The sequence below is a fragment of the Kitasatospora sp. NPDC042419 genome (genome assembly GCF_056437345.1).
Window position 1 is genome coordinate 40,293 of the sequence record NZ_JBWKAW010000008.1, and the last position, 14,030, is coordinate 54,322.

Sequence of the window (14,030 nt, forward strand, 5' to 3'; positions counted from 1 at the left end):
CCCACTGATCCCAGGTGCGCCGAGGACGCCGCGCCACCAGGCCTCCTCCCCCACCTGCTGGAGCACCACCGTGACCGCTGAGGACTTCCGCGCCGCCGCCCACGCCGCCGCCGACCTGGTCGCCGACCACCTCGCCGAGCTGCCCGGCCGCCCGGTCTGGCAGCCGATGGACGACGACGCCCGCCGCGCCCTGCTGGACGCACCGCTGCCGGTGGACGGCCGCCCCCTGGCCGAGCTGCTGGCGGCCGTCGGCCGGGACGTGCTGCCGTACCCGATGGGCAACGGCAACCCGCGGTTCTTCGGCTGGGTCAACTCCGCCCCCGCACCGGCCGGCGTGCTCGCCGCCTTCGCCGCCGCCGCGATGAACCCGAGCTCGGCGGGCGGCGACCACGCCGACGTCCACCTGGAGCGGGCCGTGGTCCGCTGGATCGCCGAGCTGGTCGGCTTCCCGCACCCGGCCGGCGGCGGGCTGCTCACCTCCGGCACCTCGATGGCGACCATCGTCTGCCTGGCCGCGGCCCGCAACCGCGCCGCCCGCGAGGCCGGCTGGGACGTCCGCGAGGACGGCCTGGCCGGGATGCCGCCGCTGGTCGGCTACGTCACCGGCGAGACCCACTCCTGCGTCCGCAAGGCCGCCGAGCTGCTGGGCCTCGGCAGCCGGCACCTGCGCACGGTGGCGACCGGGCCGGACGGCCTGCTGGACACCGCCGACCTGCGGGCCGCCGTCGCCCGCGACCGGGCCGCCGGGCTGCTGCCCTTCCTGGTGGTGGCGTCCGCCGGGACGGTCGGCACCGGAGCGGTGGACTCCTTCGGACCGATCGCCGACGTCTGCGCCGAGGAGCGGCTCTGGCTGCACGTGGACGGCGCGTACGGGGCGTTCGGCGTCCTCGACCCGGTGATCGCGCACCGCTACGCCGGGCTGGAGCGGGCCGACTCGCTCGCCCTCGACCCGCACAAGTGGCTCGGCGTCCCGGTCGACTGCGGCTGCGCGCTGGTCCGCGACACCGATGAGCTGCGCGCCGCCTTCAGCCTCGTCCCCTCCTACCTGCGGGACGAGGCGGCCGGCGAACTCGGCTGGTTCTCCGAGTACGGCACCGAGCAGACCCGCCCGTTCCGCGCCCTCAAGGTGTGGGCGACCATCGCCCACCGGGGCCGCGACGGCGTCGCCGCGGACATCGCCCGGTGCACGGCACTGGCCCGCCGCCTCGGCGAACTGGTCGCGGCGGACGAGGAGTTCGAGCTGCTGGCGGAGGTCCAGACCTCGATCGTGGCGTTCCGTCTCCGACCCGCGGGGCTGGACGAGGCCGCGGTCGACGAGCTCAACCGCCGGCTGCCGGCCGAAGTCCAGCGGCGCGGGCGGGTCTTCGTCACCGGCGCCCGCCTCGGCGACCGCGAGATGCTCCGCGCCTGCCTCCTCAACGCCGCCACCACCGAGGAGGACCTCGCCCTGCTCCTCGACGAGGTGCGGGCCGCCGCCCACGGGGCCGGCCACCCGTGACGGGGCCCGAGGGGGCGGTCGTGAAGGGGTCCGCCGGCACCATTAACCGTCAGGTCACGGGGGATTCGTGATCGTGAAACACCGAAGCGGCAGATTGATGGCATGGAGCACACGGAGCAGCTGACGACCGAGACCGCCCAGTACCGGAACCCGACCCCCTCCCGTGCCCAGCGGCGCGGTGCCCGCACCCACCGCTGGCGCCGCGACACGGTGGAACTCGCCGCCGTCTTCCTCTCGGTGACCGCCGCCGACCTGGTCGCCAAGTTCGTGTTGCACGGACCGGACGGCCCGGTGGTGCTCGCCGCCTCCGCGGTCGCCCTGCTGGCCACGGCGCTGTTCCACACCTGGTGGTCACACCGCCACCAGCTGCACGGCCCACCCGGGCCGGACGCGCCCCCGCCGAGCGCGGCGGGAGCGGGCGGGGCGCCGTCGGAGGAGCCGCTGAAGGGCCCGCTGCACGACTTCGAGGAGACCGCGCTCTGGCGGGTCCGCACCACGGTGCAGGACTCCCCCGGCAGTCTGGCCCGGGTCTGCACGGCCTTCGCCGAGCGGCAGGTGAACATCGTCTCGATGCAGTCCCACCCGCTGCCGGCGGGCGCCGTCGACGAGTTCTTCGTCCGCGCGCCGCGCTCGCTCGGCCGCACGGAGCTGGCCGCGCTGGTGGCGGCGGCCGGCGGGCACGACATCTGGACCGACCCGGCGGACGCGCACGACCTGGTGGACGTCCCCACGCACGTGCTGGCGCTGGCCACCCGGACGGCGCTGGACGCCGCCGAGCTGCCGGTCGCGCTGCGGCAGCTGTTCGGGCAGTGCAGCATCCGGCAGTACCCGGGCGCGGCCGGGCGGTCCGCCGCGGGGGTGGACGGGCACGTGATGCGGCTGCCCGTGCCGTCCGGGGACCTGATCGAGCTCACCCGCCCGCACCTGCCGTTCACGCCGACCGAGTTCGCCCGGGCCCAGGCCCTGGTCGAGCTGGACACCCTGCTCGGCCCCCGGGTGCCGGACGTCCGGGCCCGGCTGACGGTGCCGACCGGGGCCGACCTCACGGTGCGGCGCGCGGACGCCGACGACAAGGAGGCGGCGCTGGCGATGCACCACCGCTGCTCCCCCGACACCCTGCGCAAGCGGTACCACGGGCCGGTCCGGGACGCCGACCGGTACCTGAACCACCTGCTGGACCCGCGGCACGGCCAGACCCTGGCGGTGGAGGCGTCCGACGGCCGGATCGTCGCCCTCGGGCACCTGATGTGGGACGACGACAGCGCCGAGGTGGCCGTGCTGGTCGAGGACGCCTGGCAGCGGCGCGGGCTGGGCCTGGACCTGATGCGGCGGATGTCGGCGCTGGCGCTGGAGGCGGGAGTGGAGACGGTGTACGCCGTCACGCAGTCCTCCAACACCGGGCTGATCGCCACCATGCGGAAGCTGGCGGCGCCGCTGGACTACCAGGTCGACGAGGGCACCCTGGTGATCACCGCGCACCTGGCGGAGGCCGCCGAGGAGCTCCCGGTGCCCTGGCAGACCCGGCCGGGCCGGTAGGGCCGGTAGCGCCGGTAGGGCCGGTAGGGGGCCGGTAGCGCCGCTAGGACCCACCCCCGGAATCCTCGCCCGGACCGCCTCCGACCTGCGCATCCCGCGAACAAGCGGTAATCGGAAGGTCATTTCTTCACCACATCCTCACCAAGGACCGCACCCGCCCCGGGCCGGACGGCACCCCTGCCGTCCGGCCCGGGGCGGGTGCGCCGGGCCGGACGGCGCCCGGGAACCGGCGGGCGCCGGAACCGCGTCCCCGACGGCGAACGGCCCCTCCGTACACCGCCGATCCTGACGCCGCGTCAGGGCCTCCCGGGCGGGGCCCCGGGGGCGTCGCAGCAGGCGGCGTGGGGTCCGGAGCACCGAGCCGGGTGGCGGAGTCGGTAGGCTGATCCCGTCCCCGCCGCCCCACGGCCCGTTGTCCGGTCCTGGGCGGTGCCGCAGCAAGGAGGAACCACTGAGCATGGCAGGCACCGAATCGGAGCCCACAGGCGCACGCGACGCCTCGCTGCCCGCCCGCGCCAAGATCGCGGTCACGGCCGGCAAGGTGGCCGCCGCCCTCTCCCAGAAGGCGGGCCGAGGCAGCGGCTCGGTGATCGGCGGCAAGATCGCCCTGAAGCTCGACCCCGATCTGCTCGCCACCCTCGCCGACCACCTGGACGTGGTCCTGGTCAGCGCCACCAACGGCAAGACCACGACCACCCGGCTGATCGCCGAGGCACTGCGCGCCGCCGGCCCGGTGGTCTCCAACGCGCTGGGCGCCAACATGCCGGCCGGCATCACCTCCGCCCTGGCCGGGGGCTCGGAAGCCCGCTTCGGCGTGATCGAGGTGGACGAGAAGTACCTGGCCGGAGTCGCCCGGGACACCAGCCCCAAGGCCATCGCCCTGCTCAACCTCTCCCGCGACCAGCTCGACCGCGCCGCCGAGACCCGGATGATGGCCGAGAAGTGGCGCGAGGGCCTGCAGGACACCGAGGCCGTGGTGATCGCCAACGCGGACGACCCGCTGGTGACCTGGGCCGCGTCCTCCTGCAAGAAGGTGGTCTGGGTGGCCGCCGGACAGGCGTGGAAGGAGGACGCCTGGTCCTGCCCCGCCTGCGGCGGCGTGATGCAGCGCCCCGGTGACGACTGGTTCTGCCAGGAGTGCGGCTTCCGGCGCCCCAACCCGCACTGGGCGCTCCAGGGCACCCACGTGATCGACCCGCAGCGCGGCGCCTGGCCGATCCGGCTCCAGCTGCCCGGCCGGGCCAACCTCGCCAACGCCACCAGCTCGGCCGCCGTCGCCGCCGTCTTCGGCGTCTCCCCGCAGGTCGCGCTGGAGCGGATGCAGTCCGTCACCGCGGTGGCCGGCCGCTACGACGTGGTCCAGTACCAGGGCCGCGACATAAGGCTGCTGCTGGCCAAGAACCCGGCCGGCTGGCTGGAGACCTTCTCGCTGATCGACGGCCCGCCGGCACCGGTCATCCTCTCCGTCAACGCGCTCGACGCGGACGGCACCGACACCTCCTGGCTCTGGGACGTCGACTACGAGCGCCTCGCCGGGCACCCGGTGTTCGTGATGGGCCAGCGCAAGCTGGACCTCGCCGTCCGCCTGGAGGTCGCCGGGCTGCAGTTCCACGTGGTGGACTCGCTGGAGCAGGCCGTCCGGATGGCCCCGCCCGGCCGGATCGAGGCGATCGCCAACTACACCGCCTTCCAGCAGCTGCGGAAGGTCGTGGCCGGCTGATGCCGGTCCAGCAGCCCACAGCACGCACGTCACGCACGGAAGGCCTTCGAGGATGAGTGAGAGCAGCCTGCGCGTGGTCTGGGTCTACCCGGACCTGCTCAGCACGTACGGCGACCGGGGCAACGCCCTGGTCGTGGAGCGCCGGGCCCGCCAGCGCCACCTCAACGTGACCCGGATCGACGTCCGCTCCGACCAGGCGGTCCCCACCAGCGGGGACATCTACCTGATCGGCGGCGGCGAGGACCGGCCGCAGCGACTGGCCGCCGAGCGGCTGCGCAACGACAGCGGACTGGTCCGGGCCTCCGAGAACGGCGCGATCATCTTCGCCGTCTGCGCCGGCTACCAGATCCTCGGCCACGAGTTCATCAACGACCTGGGACAGCGCGAGCCGGGCCTCGGCCTGCTCGACGTCTGGACCGCCCGCGGCGAGGGCGCCCGGTGCGTCGGCGACGTGCTCGCCGACGTGGACCCGCGGCTCGGCCTGCCGCAGCTCACCGGGTTCGAGAACCACCAGGGCGTCACCCACCTCGGCCAGGGCGTCCAGCCGCTGGCCCGGGTCACCGCCGGCCGGGGCAACGGCACCGGCGACGGCACCGAGGGCGCCTGGCGGGACACCGTCTTCGGCACCTACCTGCACGGCCCCGTGATGGCGCGGAACCCGGCCGTCGCGGACATGCTGATCAAGCTGGCACTGGACGTCAACGCCCTGCCGCCGGCCGACACCACCTGGTACGACGCGCTGCGCACCGAGCGCATCGCGGCCACTTCGCGCCCTGCGTAGTACGCACCCGGCCCGTTCGCACCGGACCGGGTGCCCGCCATGCGGGCACCCGGTCCACGGGCGGGCCCGGACGTACGACAATGGGGCTGCCGGCTGCACACCCTCCTCGGCAGCAGGCTGCACTTCCGCGCGGGGGCGCCGACGGCGCCGCTCCCGCGTCGGCTCCTGCCCGGCCGGACGCAGGGGCCGTATGCTCGACACCCACGGCCGGTTTCGGATGTTCTGTCCGAATCGGCCGGTCCTTCACCCGACGGCCACCTCCACGTCGACCCGGCGTGGAAGGCGGTCGTTACGGTGGCGGTTCGTCGTCCCAGCCTGTAGTCCGGCCGTTCCTCGGTTCTGCTCGGGAGTTGCAAAGCAATGCGTATTGGAGTGCTGACCAGCGGCGGTGACTGCCCCGGCCTGAACGCGGTGATCCGGTCCGTGGTCCACCGGGGGGTGGTCGACCACGGCGACGAGATCATCGGGTTCGAGGACGGCTGGCGCGGTTTCCTGGAGGGCCACCACCGTCCCCTGACCCTCGACTCTGTGAGCGGCATCCTCGCCCAGGGCGGCACCATCCTCGGTTCCTCCCGGGTGCAGCCGAGCCACCTGCGCGACGGCGTCGAGCGCGCCAAGCAGTACTGCGCGGACCTCGGCCTGGACGCGGTGATCCCGATCGGCGGCGAGGGCACCCTGAAGGCCGCGAAGCTGATGAGCGACGCGGGCCTGCCCATCGTCGGCGTGCCGAAGACCATCGACAACGACATCGCCTGCACCGACGTCACCTTCGGCTTCGACACCGCCGTCTCGGTCGCCACCGAGGCGCTGGACCGGCTGAAGACCACCGCCGAGTCGCACCAGCGCGTCATGGTGGTCGAGGTCATGGGCCGGCACACCGGCTGGATCGCGCTCAACGCGGGCATGGCGGCCGGCGCCCACGCGATCGTCGTCCCGGAGCGCCCGTTCCACATCGACAAGCTCACCGCCGTCGTCCGCGAGCGCTTCGACCGGCAGAAGAAGTTCGCCATCGTCGTGTGCGCCGAGGGTGCCAAGCCCGAGGCCGGCACCATGCACTGGGAGGAGGGCAGCAGGGACATCTACGGCCACGAGCGGTTCACCGGGATCGCCACGCAGCTCTCCCGCGAGCTGGAGCACCGGCTCGGCAAGGAGGCCCGCCCGGTCATCCTCGGCCACACCCAGCGCGGCGGCACCCCGACCGCCTACGACCGGGTGCTCGCCACCCGCTTCGGCTGGCACGCGATCGAGGCCGTGCACAAGGGCGCGTTCGGGCACATCACCGCCCTGCAGGGCACGAACATCAACCTGGTGCCGCTGGGCGAGGCCGTCGCCGAGCTGAAGACCGTACCGGCCGACCGCTACCTGGAGGCCGAGACGGTCATCTGACCGCCCTGCCCGTTCTGCCGTTCTGCCGTTCTGCCGTTCTGCCCGCAGGCCGGTGCCCCGGCCCCCGAGTGCGCACTCGGGGGCCGGGGCCGTTCTTCGTTCAGGAGTCATTCAGGGAGCCCGGCACTCCCGGAGGCTCCGGAGCCCCTGGGGACCGGCGGGGACCCCGGGGAGCCCGGCGCCCTCAGAAGCCGGTGTCGTACGTGTACAGGCCGCTGTGGTCGAGCAGGCTTGCCGGCGTGACGTTGTTCCACGGCTTCATGGTCTCGTTCAGGTCGACCACGTCCGGCGTACCGGACGTCGGCAGGTAGGTCGCCCCGGGGTGGCGCTTCTGCCACTCCGACCAGAGCTTGTCCACGAAGCAGTGGTGCAGCCAGAAGACCGGGTCGTTGGGCGAGACGCCGGTGGCCATCTGGCCGCCCACCCAGACGTGCACCCGGTTGTGCAGGTTGACCCCGCGCCAGCCCTCCAGGTTGTTGCGGAAGCCGGACGAGGAGCTGTTCCACGGCGCGGCGTCGTAGGTGGTGATGGCGAGGACCGACTCGACGTCGGCCCGGGTCGGGAGCTGGGCCACCCCGGTGCCGAGCTGGCGCCGCAGGTAGGTCCGGGTGTCGGTGTTGACGTTGAGCGGCCAGTTGCCGCCGGAGAAGGCGAACGCCCCGGTGGTCACCCGGTTGTCGCCGCTGCGCCCGTTGCCGCCCAGGAAGTCCGCGTCCCAGAGGGACGAGGTGGTCGAGCGGTCGGCCGTCCAGTCCCAGTACGGGAGGTTCACGCTCGGGTCGATGGCCTGGAGCGCCCGCTCGAACTGGAGCAGGTACTGGCGGTGCCACGGCAGGAAGGACGGCGAGCGGTGGCCCGTCCGCTCGCCGTTGTCCACGTCGCTGACGATGAACTGGTTGTGGGTGGTGACGAACGGGTCGTAGCCGCCGGACGCCTTGAGTGCGAGCACGGCGTTGACGAAGGCCCGCTTCTCCTGGGCCGTCAGGGTCGCCTGGTTCTTGCGGACTGCCATGAGTCCCCCCTCGGTGGTGGTGTGCGGTTCGGGTGGCGGGCGGACTCAGGCGGTCGCGATCGGGACGAGCGTGGCGCCCTGCAGGTCGCTGACGGCGGCCCGGGCGAGCGCACGCGGCGTCGCGAAGGTCTGGTAGTGGTTGATGACGCTGATCCAGGTGCCGTCGGCGTTGCGCATCATGTGCAGCTCGTCGCCGTCGATCCGCACCTCGTAGCCGGTGCCGGCGCCGCCGTGCTGGTGGCTGCCGCCGTCGACCGGGCGGCCCTGGATGCGGCGCCCCTGGAAGACCTCGTCGAAGGTGTCGGACGCGCCGGGGTCGGCGGCGGTGGCCGACCCGCCGCCCGGGCCGGCCACCCCGATCACGACGGTGCCGGCGGCGACCGTCAGCGCGGCCGCGGCCCCCTGCAGCATCCGGCGACGCGTCAGCTCCGACGCATGGGTCTCTTCGGACATGGTGATACCCCCTCAGGTGCCCCGCACTGTTGTTAGGGCACCGTTCACGAACGATTGTTTAATCGTTAATCAGAGGCGATTTCTTGATCGCACTCCCTGTTTCGATGCTCGCAAGGCTTTTTGACCTAGGGAACAGCCAATCGGCGGGGGTACGAATGGTTGCGCACGAATCCGGTCATACTTCGGTCGACACCGAAAGATCGCCGCGGCGGAGCCGCCGGCCGGGGGCGGGCCGCACACTGCGACGCCCGTCACGTCCGGCTAGCGTGGCCGGTGGACCGGCCCACCGGTCCGGGACCGGAACCAGGACCAGCCGGGAAGGAAGCAGCCGATGAAGATCCTCGCGTACGGCGTCCAGGCGGACGAGCGACCGCTGTTGGAGGAGGCGTTCGCGGACCGGCACGAGCTGCGCTGCCTCGACCTCTTCCTCAACCGCGACACCGCCCCGCTCGCCGCCGGCCACCCGGCCGTGAGCAGCAGCGTCAACGCCGAGCTCGACGCCGAGACGCTCGCACTGCTCGCCGCCGGCGGGACCAGGCTGGTCGCCCAGCGCTCCACCGGCTTCAACAACATCGACCTGGAGGCCGCCGCCGAGCTGGGCCTGACCATCGCCCGGGTCTCCTTCTACAGCCCCTTCGCCGTGGCCGAGCACGCCTGGACCCTCGCCTTGGCCGTCAACCGGCGGCTCACCCGGGCGGCGAGCCGCTCGCGCGAGTTCGACTTCCGCCTCGACGGCCTCCTCGGCCGCGACATCCACGGCATGACCGTCGGCGTCATCGGCACCGGCAAGATCGGCGAGTGCTTCGCCCGGATCGCGCACGGCTTCGGCACCGAGCTGCTCGGCTGGGACCTCGCCCCCAACCCGGCCTGCCAGGAGCTCGGCATGGCCTACACCGGGCTGGACGAGCTGCTCTCCCGCGCCGACCTGGTCAGCCTGCACGTCCCGCTGGTGCCCGACACCCACCACCTGATCGACGCCGCCGCGCTCGCCCGGATGAAGGACGACGCCATCCTGGTCAACTCCAGCCGGGGCGGCCTGGTGGACAGCGCGGCCCTGGTCGAGACGCTGCGGGCCGGCCGGCTCTCCGGCGTCGGCCTGGACGTCTACGAGGAGGAGACCGGCGTCTTCTTCACCGACCGCTCCATCCAGGGCATCACCGACGACACCCTGGCCCGCCTGGTCACCTTCCCGCAGGTGCTGGTCACCTCGCACCAGGCCTACTTCACCCGCACCGCGGTCGGCCAGATCATCGCGGCCACGGTCCGCAACGTGGACGACTTCGCCGCCGGGCGCCGCAGCGGGAACACCCTCGTCCCGCGCGGCTGACACCACAGGAAACCGGCATCCTCCCGACACGCACGGGCCGACGAGCGCCATCGGTGCCGAAGGCGCCGTGGGCCGGCTCTGCGGCTCGGCCCGGCCGTTCCGCTGCCTGGTCCACGGGCGTGTTGGACATGCAGTTCGTAGGCGATTGTCCACTAGTCTGCGTCGACGAAGTGACTGGTGACGTCACAGCGACGAAAGGACTGATCATGGTGGCGAACTACGCGGATCTGCCGGCTCCGGAGTCCGTGCGCATCATCGGCTTCGAGGAGGCGAGGGTCGTCCCGGGGATCGTTCCGGGCACCTTCATCCTCGTCGTCAGCGGGGTCATGCCCTACCTGAACATGACGGTTCGCCTGTCGCCGCTGGTCTACGTCGTGCGGCCGGAGTACTGGGGCATCGAGGTCGTCGGCTCGCTGCCCGGCATCGGACTCCCCGCCACCGCCCCCTACACGGTGTCCCTGCCGCTGGACGGCATCCTGGGGACCAGGGGAATCGAGGTGATCGGGGCGAACAGGACCGAGCGGATCGTCGTCCCCTAGGGCGTGCGTGATGTCGTGATCGACCTGCGGCTTCCACCCTCGCCCCCCGACCCGGCCTGCCGGGAGCTCGGCGCGTTCGCCGCCGGGCGCCGCAGCGGGAACGCCCTCGTGCCGGGCGGCCGAGCCGGTCGCACGGGGGGTGCCGGACGCTCCGGAGTAAGGCCCGCCTAGGCTGTACGGCGAAGCAAAACGGGCGAACCGGACCCACCCTGGGGCCGCGAGGATGGAAAGCAGGACCCGCCGATGGGCGACGGAATGTCAGGAATGCACCACCACGGCGGGATGACGGAACTCGGGCCCTTCACGCTCTCGAACGTGCTGACCTGGTCCCCGGACTGGGTGTTCCTGATCGGCAGCCTGGCGGCGCTGGCGCTGTACGTCACCGGCGTGGTCCGGCTGCACCGGCGCGGCGACCGCTGGCCGGTCGGGCGCACGGCGGCCTGGGCGCTGGGCGTCGGGTCGGTGATCCTGGTCACCTCCACCGGGCTGAACGACTACGGCATGGTCCTGTTCAGCGCGCACATGATGCAGCACATGGTGCTCTCCATGCTCTCGCCGATCCTGCTGCTGCTCGGGGCGCCGATCACGCTGGCGCTGCGCGCGCTGCGACCGGCCGGAAAGGGCCGCCCGCGCGGGCCGCGCGAGCTGCTGGTGGCGCTGCTGCACAGCACCTACGTGAAGGTGGTCTCGCACCCGGCGTTCACCATCCCGCTGTTCATCGCGAGCCTGTACGGGGTCTACTTCACCCCGCTGTTCGACTTCCTCATGGAGTACCGGCTCGGGCACATCTTCATGATGGTGCACTTCCTGGCGACCGGGCTGGCGTTCTTCTGGCCCATCATGGGCGTGGACCCGGGCCCGAACCGGTCGGGCCACGTGATGCGGATCATCGAGCTGTTCATGGGCATGCCGTTCCACGCCTTCTTCGGCGTGGCGGTGATGATGGCCGGCCAGCCGCTGGTGAAGACCTTCACCGCCGAGGGCGCGCCGCCCGGGACCGACCTGCTCGCCGACCAGAAGCTGGCCGGCGGCATCACCTGGGCGTTCGGCGAGATCCCGACCGCCATCGTGCTGATCGCGCTGGTCTACCAGTGGATGAGCTCCGAGCAGCGGCTCTCCCGCCGCCGGGACCGCGCCGAGGACCGCAGCGGCGACGCCGAGCTGGCGGCGTACAACGCGTACCTGGCCTCGCTGGACAAGCGCAGCCAGCGCCCCGCACCGGCCGCCGACGCCGGCTGAGCCCGGCCCGCGACGACTCCGGAACCCCCGCCCTCGGGCGGGGGTTCCGTCGTTCCCGGCGGCGGTGCGGGCCGGCCCCGCCGGTTCAGCCGGCCCCGCCGCCCGGGCCGTCCGCAGCGCTGGAACCGTCCGCACCGCTGAGGCCGCCCGGGTCGGCGGGGCCGTTCGGGCCGGGCTGCCGGGCCAGGCCGGCGACCAGGATGTCCAGCCCGAACTCGAACCGCTCGTCCCCGACGTTGCGGGTGAGCGCCACCGCCATCGAGGTGATCATCGGGTAGCGCTCGGCCGGGATGGTGTCGAAGTAGCGCCGGATCTGCTCGGTGAACTCCTCGCTGTTCCCGCCGCCGCGGGTGGACGCCTCGAAGGCGGTCGCGGTGGTGTAGAGCCCGAGCAGGTCGACCCCGTAGGCGGCGGTCTGCTCGTCGAGGCCGCCGGCGCGCAGCATGCCCAGCATGGCCTCGGCGATGTCCATCGCGTGCGGGGTCACCGGGACGTTGGCGACGACGGCCGCCTTGGCCAGGTCGCGGTGGGAGAGCAGCACCTGGCGGGAGCGGCGCAGCAGCCGCTTCACCTGCTCCTCCCACTCGGCCGGATCGGGCTCCTCCAGCTCGATCTCGGTGTAGGCGAGGTCGAGGACGAGCTCGACCAGCTCCTCCTTGCTGCCGACGTGGGCGTACAGGCTGGCGGCGCCGGTGCCGAGCTCCTGGCCGACCCGGCGCATGCTGAGCGCGTCCATGCCTTCGTTGTCGACGATCCGCAGCGCGGCCTCGACGATCCGCTCCCGGCTCAGCGGCTGCCGCCTGGGCGCGGCCTTCTCCTTCTCCTGCCAGTGCTCGGACCAGCCGGAACGCGGGGCGGCACTGGTCATGGGGGCTCCTTCGTGGTCGGTGACGGCTCCCAGACTACTTGACACGAACACCGTTCCATGGGAGAACACTGTTCGTCGAAAAGAACAGTGTTCGTTGAGACGAACAACGTTCGTCGCCGCTCTGAACCCGGAGTACACCCCATGACCGACCAGATCGCCCCTCCCGAGCCCGCGCCCCCGGCGGCCGCCGCCGAGGACCACCCGGCCGGCTACCGGCTGCGCTGGGCCGGCCTCGCCGTCATCCTGGCCGCCGAGGTGATGGACCTCCTCGACACCACGATCGTCGGCGTCGCCTCACCCGCCATCCGGCAGGACCTCGGCGGCAGCGACGCCCAGATCCAGTGGATCTCCGCCTCCTACACGCTCGCCTTCGCCGTGCTGCTGATCACCGGCGCCCGGCTCGGCGACTTCTTCGGACGCAAGCGCCTGTTCACCGTCGGCGCGGCCGGATTCACCCTCGCCTCGGTGCTCTGCGCCGCCGCACCCGGCGCCGGCGCCCTGGTCGGCGCCCGGACCGTCCAGGGCATGTTCGCCGCGCTGCTCATCCCGCAGGGCCTCGGACTGATCAAGTCGATGTTCCCGCCCAAGGAGATGGGCGCCGCGTTCGGCCTGTTCGGCCCCGTCCTCGGGCTCTCCTCGGTCCTCGGCCCCACCCTCGGCGGCTACCTCACCGAGGCCGACTGGTTCGGCCTCGGCTGGCGGACCGTCTTCCTCATCAACCTGCCGGTCGGCCTGCTCACCGTCCTGCTGGCGGGCCGGATCCTGCCCGCCGACCGCGTCACCCGCACCGCCGGCGCCGGCCGCCTCGACCCGGTGGGCGTGCTGCTGCTGAGCCTCGCCGTGCTGCTGCTGGTCTACCCGCTGGTCCAGGGACGCGAGCTCGACTGGCCGCTCTGGACCTTCGTGGCGATGGCCGCCTCGCTGCCGGTGCTCCGGCTCTTCGCCCTCCACCAGCGGCGCGTCCTGCGGCGCGGCGGCACCCCGCTGATCGAGCCCTCGCTGTTCGGCAAGCGCGCCTTCGTCTCGGCGCTCGCCACCGGCCTGGTCTTCTTCGCCGCACTCTCCGGACTGCTGCTGGTCTTCACCCTCCACCTGCAGCTCGGCCTCGACTGGACGCCGCTGCACGCCGGGCTCTCGATGATCCCGCTCTCGCTCGGCGTGGTCGCCGGCGCCGTGCTCTCCGGCGCCGCCCTGGCCCCGCGCCACGGCCGCCGGGTGCTGCACTGCGGCATGGTCGTCGCCGCCCTCGGCGCGCTCGGCCTCTGGTTCTCGGTCGAGCACTGGGCGGCCGGCCTCACCAGCTGGGAGCTGCTCCCCGCGCTGGCCGTCACCGGTTTCGGCCTGGGCCTGATCATGGCGCCGTTCTTCGACATCGCGCTGGCCGGCGTGGAGGAGGCGGAGACCGGCTCGGCCTCCGGCGTCCTCAACGCGCAGCAGCAGCTCGGCGGCTCGGTGGGCGTCGCCCTCCTCGGCACCGCGTTCTTCGGCTGGGCCGGCAGCGACGGCTTCCAGCACGCCGCCGGACGGACGTACGGCCTCGCCGCCGCCCTCCTGGCCCTCGCCTTCCTGGTCGCCTTCCTGCTCCCCCGCCAGGCCCGCCCCGAGGGCGGGCACTGAACCCCGCGCGTACCGCCGCCGCCCCGCCTGCCCGCCGACTGCCGGGGCGGCGGC

General features: G+C 73.0%; 12 protein-coding genes. 9 read left to right on the forward strand and 3 right to left on the reverse strand.

What is annotated here, in order from left to right; genetic code table 11:
* Positions 1 to 70: 70 nt before the first annotated feature.
* The 5 genes from AC067J_RS17775 (at position 71) to AC067J_RS17795 (ending at position 6,921) form a co-directional block, all read left to right on the forward strand.
* Positions 71 to 1,498: a pyridoxal phosphate-dependent decarboxylase family protein gene (locus tag AC067J_RS17775; protein WP_478300167.1), complete on the forward strand. Its 1,428-nt coding sequence runs from the start codon at positions 71 to 73 to the stop codon at positions 1,496 to 1,498.
* Positions 1,499 to 1,600: 102 nt separating this feature from the next.
* Entirely contained in the window at positions 1,601 to 3,034 is a 1,434-nt protein-coding gene (locus AC067J_RS17780) for a GNAT family N-acetyltransferase (RefSeq protein WP_478300169.1), read from the forward strand.
* 457 nt (positions 3,035 to 3,491) lie between these two features.
* Positions 3,492 to 4,754: a MurT ligase domain-containing protein gene (locus tag AC067J_RS17785; RefSeq protein ID WP_478300171.1), complete on the forward strand. Its 1,263-nt coding sequence runs from the start codon at positions 3,492 to 3,494 to the stop codon at positions 4,752 to 4,754.
* 52 nt (positions 4,755 to 4,806) lie between these two features.
* Positions 4,807 to 5,535 (forward strand): type 1 glutamine amidotransferase, encoded by a 729-nt coding sequence (locus tag AC067J_RS17790; RefSeq protein ID WP_478300173.1) that lies wholly within the window; start codon positions 4,807 to 4,809, stop codon positions 5,533 to 5,535.
* Between the two features lie 360 nt (positions 5,536 to 5,895).
* Positions 5,896 to 6,921: a 6-phosphofructokinase gene (locus AC067J_RS17795; RefSeq protein ID WP_478300175.1), complete on the forward strand. Its 1,026-nt coding sequence runs from the start codon at positions 5,896 to 5,898 to the stop codon at positions 6,919 to 6,921.
* A gap of 184 nt (positions 6,922 to 7,105) precedes the next feature.
* Here AC067J_RS17795 and melC2 read toward each other — a convergent pair whose 3' ends face one another.
* Both melC2 and melC1 read right to left on the reverse strand, forming a co-directional pair.
* A complete protein-coding gene (gene melC2 / locus AC067J_RS17800; protein ID WP_478300176.1) occupies positions 7,106 to 7,933 on the reverse strand; it encodes a tyrosinase MelC2 in 828 nt (275 codons plus the stop codon).
* 45 nt (positions 7,934 to 7,978) lie between these two features.
* Positions 7,979 to 8,386 carry an apotyrosinase chaperone MelC1 gene (melC1, locus tag AC067J_RS17805; RefSeq protein ID WP_478300178.1) on the reverse strand — a complete coding sequence of 136 codons (408 nt, stop codon included), beginning with the start codon at positions 8,384 to 8,386 and terminating at the stop codon, positions 7,979 to 7,981.
* A gap of 331 nt (positions 8,387 to 8,717) precedes the next feature.
* Between melC1 and AC067J_RS17810 the strand changes: the two genes are divergently transcribed.
* The 3 genes from AC067J_RS17810 to AC067J_RS17820 all read left to right on the forward strand — a co-directional run bounded on the left by AC067J_RS17810 (position 8,718) and on the right by AC067J_RS17820 (position 11,491).
* The gene (locus AC067J_RS17810) at positions 8,718 to 9,713 is read left to right on the forward strand and encodes a 2-hydroxyacid dehydrogenase (RefSeq protein ID WP_478300180.1); all 996 of its coding nucleotides are present in this window, start codon (positions 8,718 to 8,720) and stop codon (positions 9,711 to 9,713) included.
* A 206-nt stretch (positions 9,714 to 9,919) separates the two neighbouring features.
* Positions 9,920 to 10,252 (forward strand): hypothetical protein, encoded by a 333-nt coding sequence (locus AC067J_RS17815; RefSeq protein WP_478300181.1) that lies wholly within the window; start codon positions 9,920 to 9,922, stop codon positions 10,250 to 10,252.
* 264 nt (positions 10,253 to 10,516) lie between these two features.
* Positions 10,517 to 11,491, forward strand: a complete 975-nt coding sequence (locus tag AC067J_RS17820; protein WP_478300568.1) for a cytochrome c oxidase assembly protein — start codon at positions 10,517 to 10,519, stop codon at positions 11,489 to 11,491.
* An 85-nt stretch (positions 11,492 to 11,576) separates the two neighbouring features.
* Here the strand turns inward: AC067J_RS17820 and AC067J_RS17825 are convergent, their stop codons facing one another.
* Positions 11,577 to 12,359, reverse strand: coding sequence for a TetR/AcrR family transcriptional regulator (locus AC067J_RS17825; protein ID WP_478300183.1), 783 nt, complete (start codon positions 12,357 to 12,359; stop codon positions 11,577 to 11,579).
* A 141-nt stretch (positions 12,360 to 12,500) separates the two neighbouring features.
* On the opposite strand from AC067J_RS17825, the gene AC067J_RS17830 reads away from it, so the two are divergent.
* Positions 12,501 to 13,976, forward strand: coding sequence for an MFS transporter (locus AC067J_RS17830; protein ID WP_478300185.1), 1,476 nt, complete (start codon positions 12,501 to 12,503; stop codon positions 13,974 to 13,976).
* Positions 13,977 to 14,030: the final 54 nt, after the last annotated feature.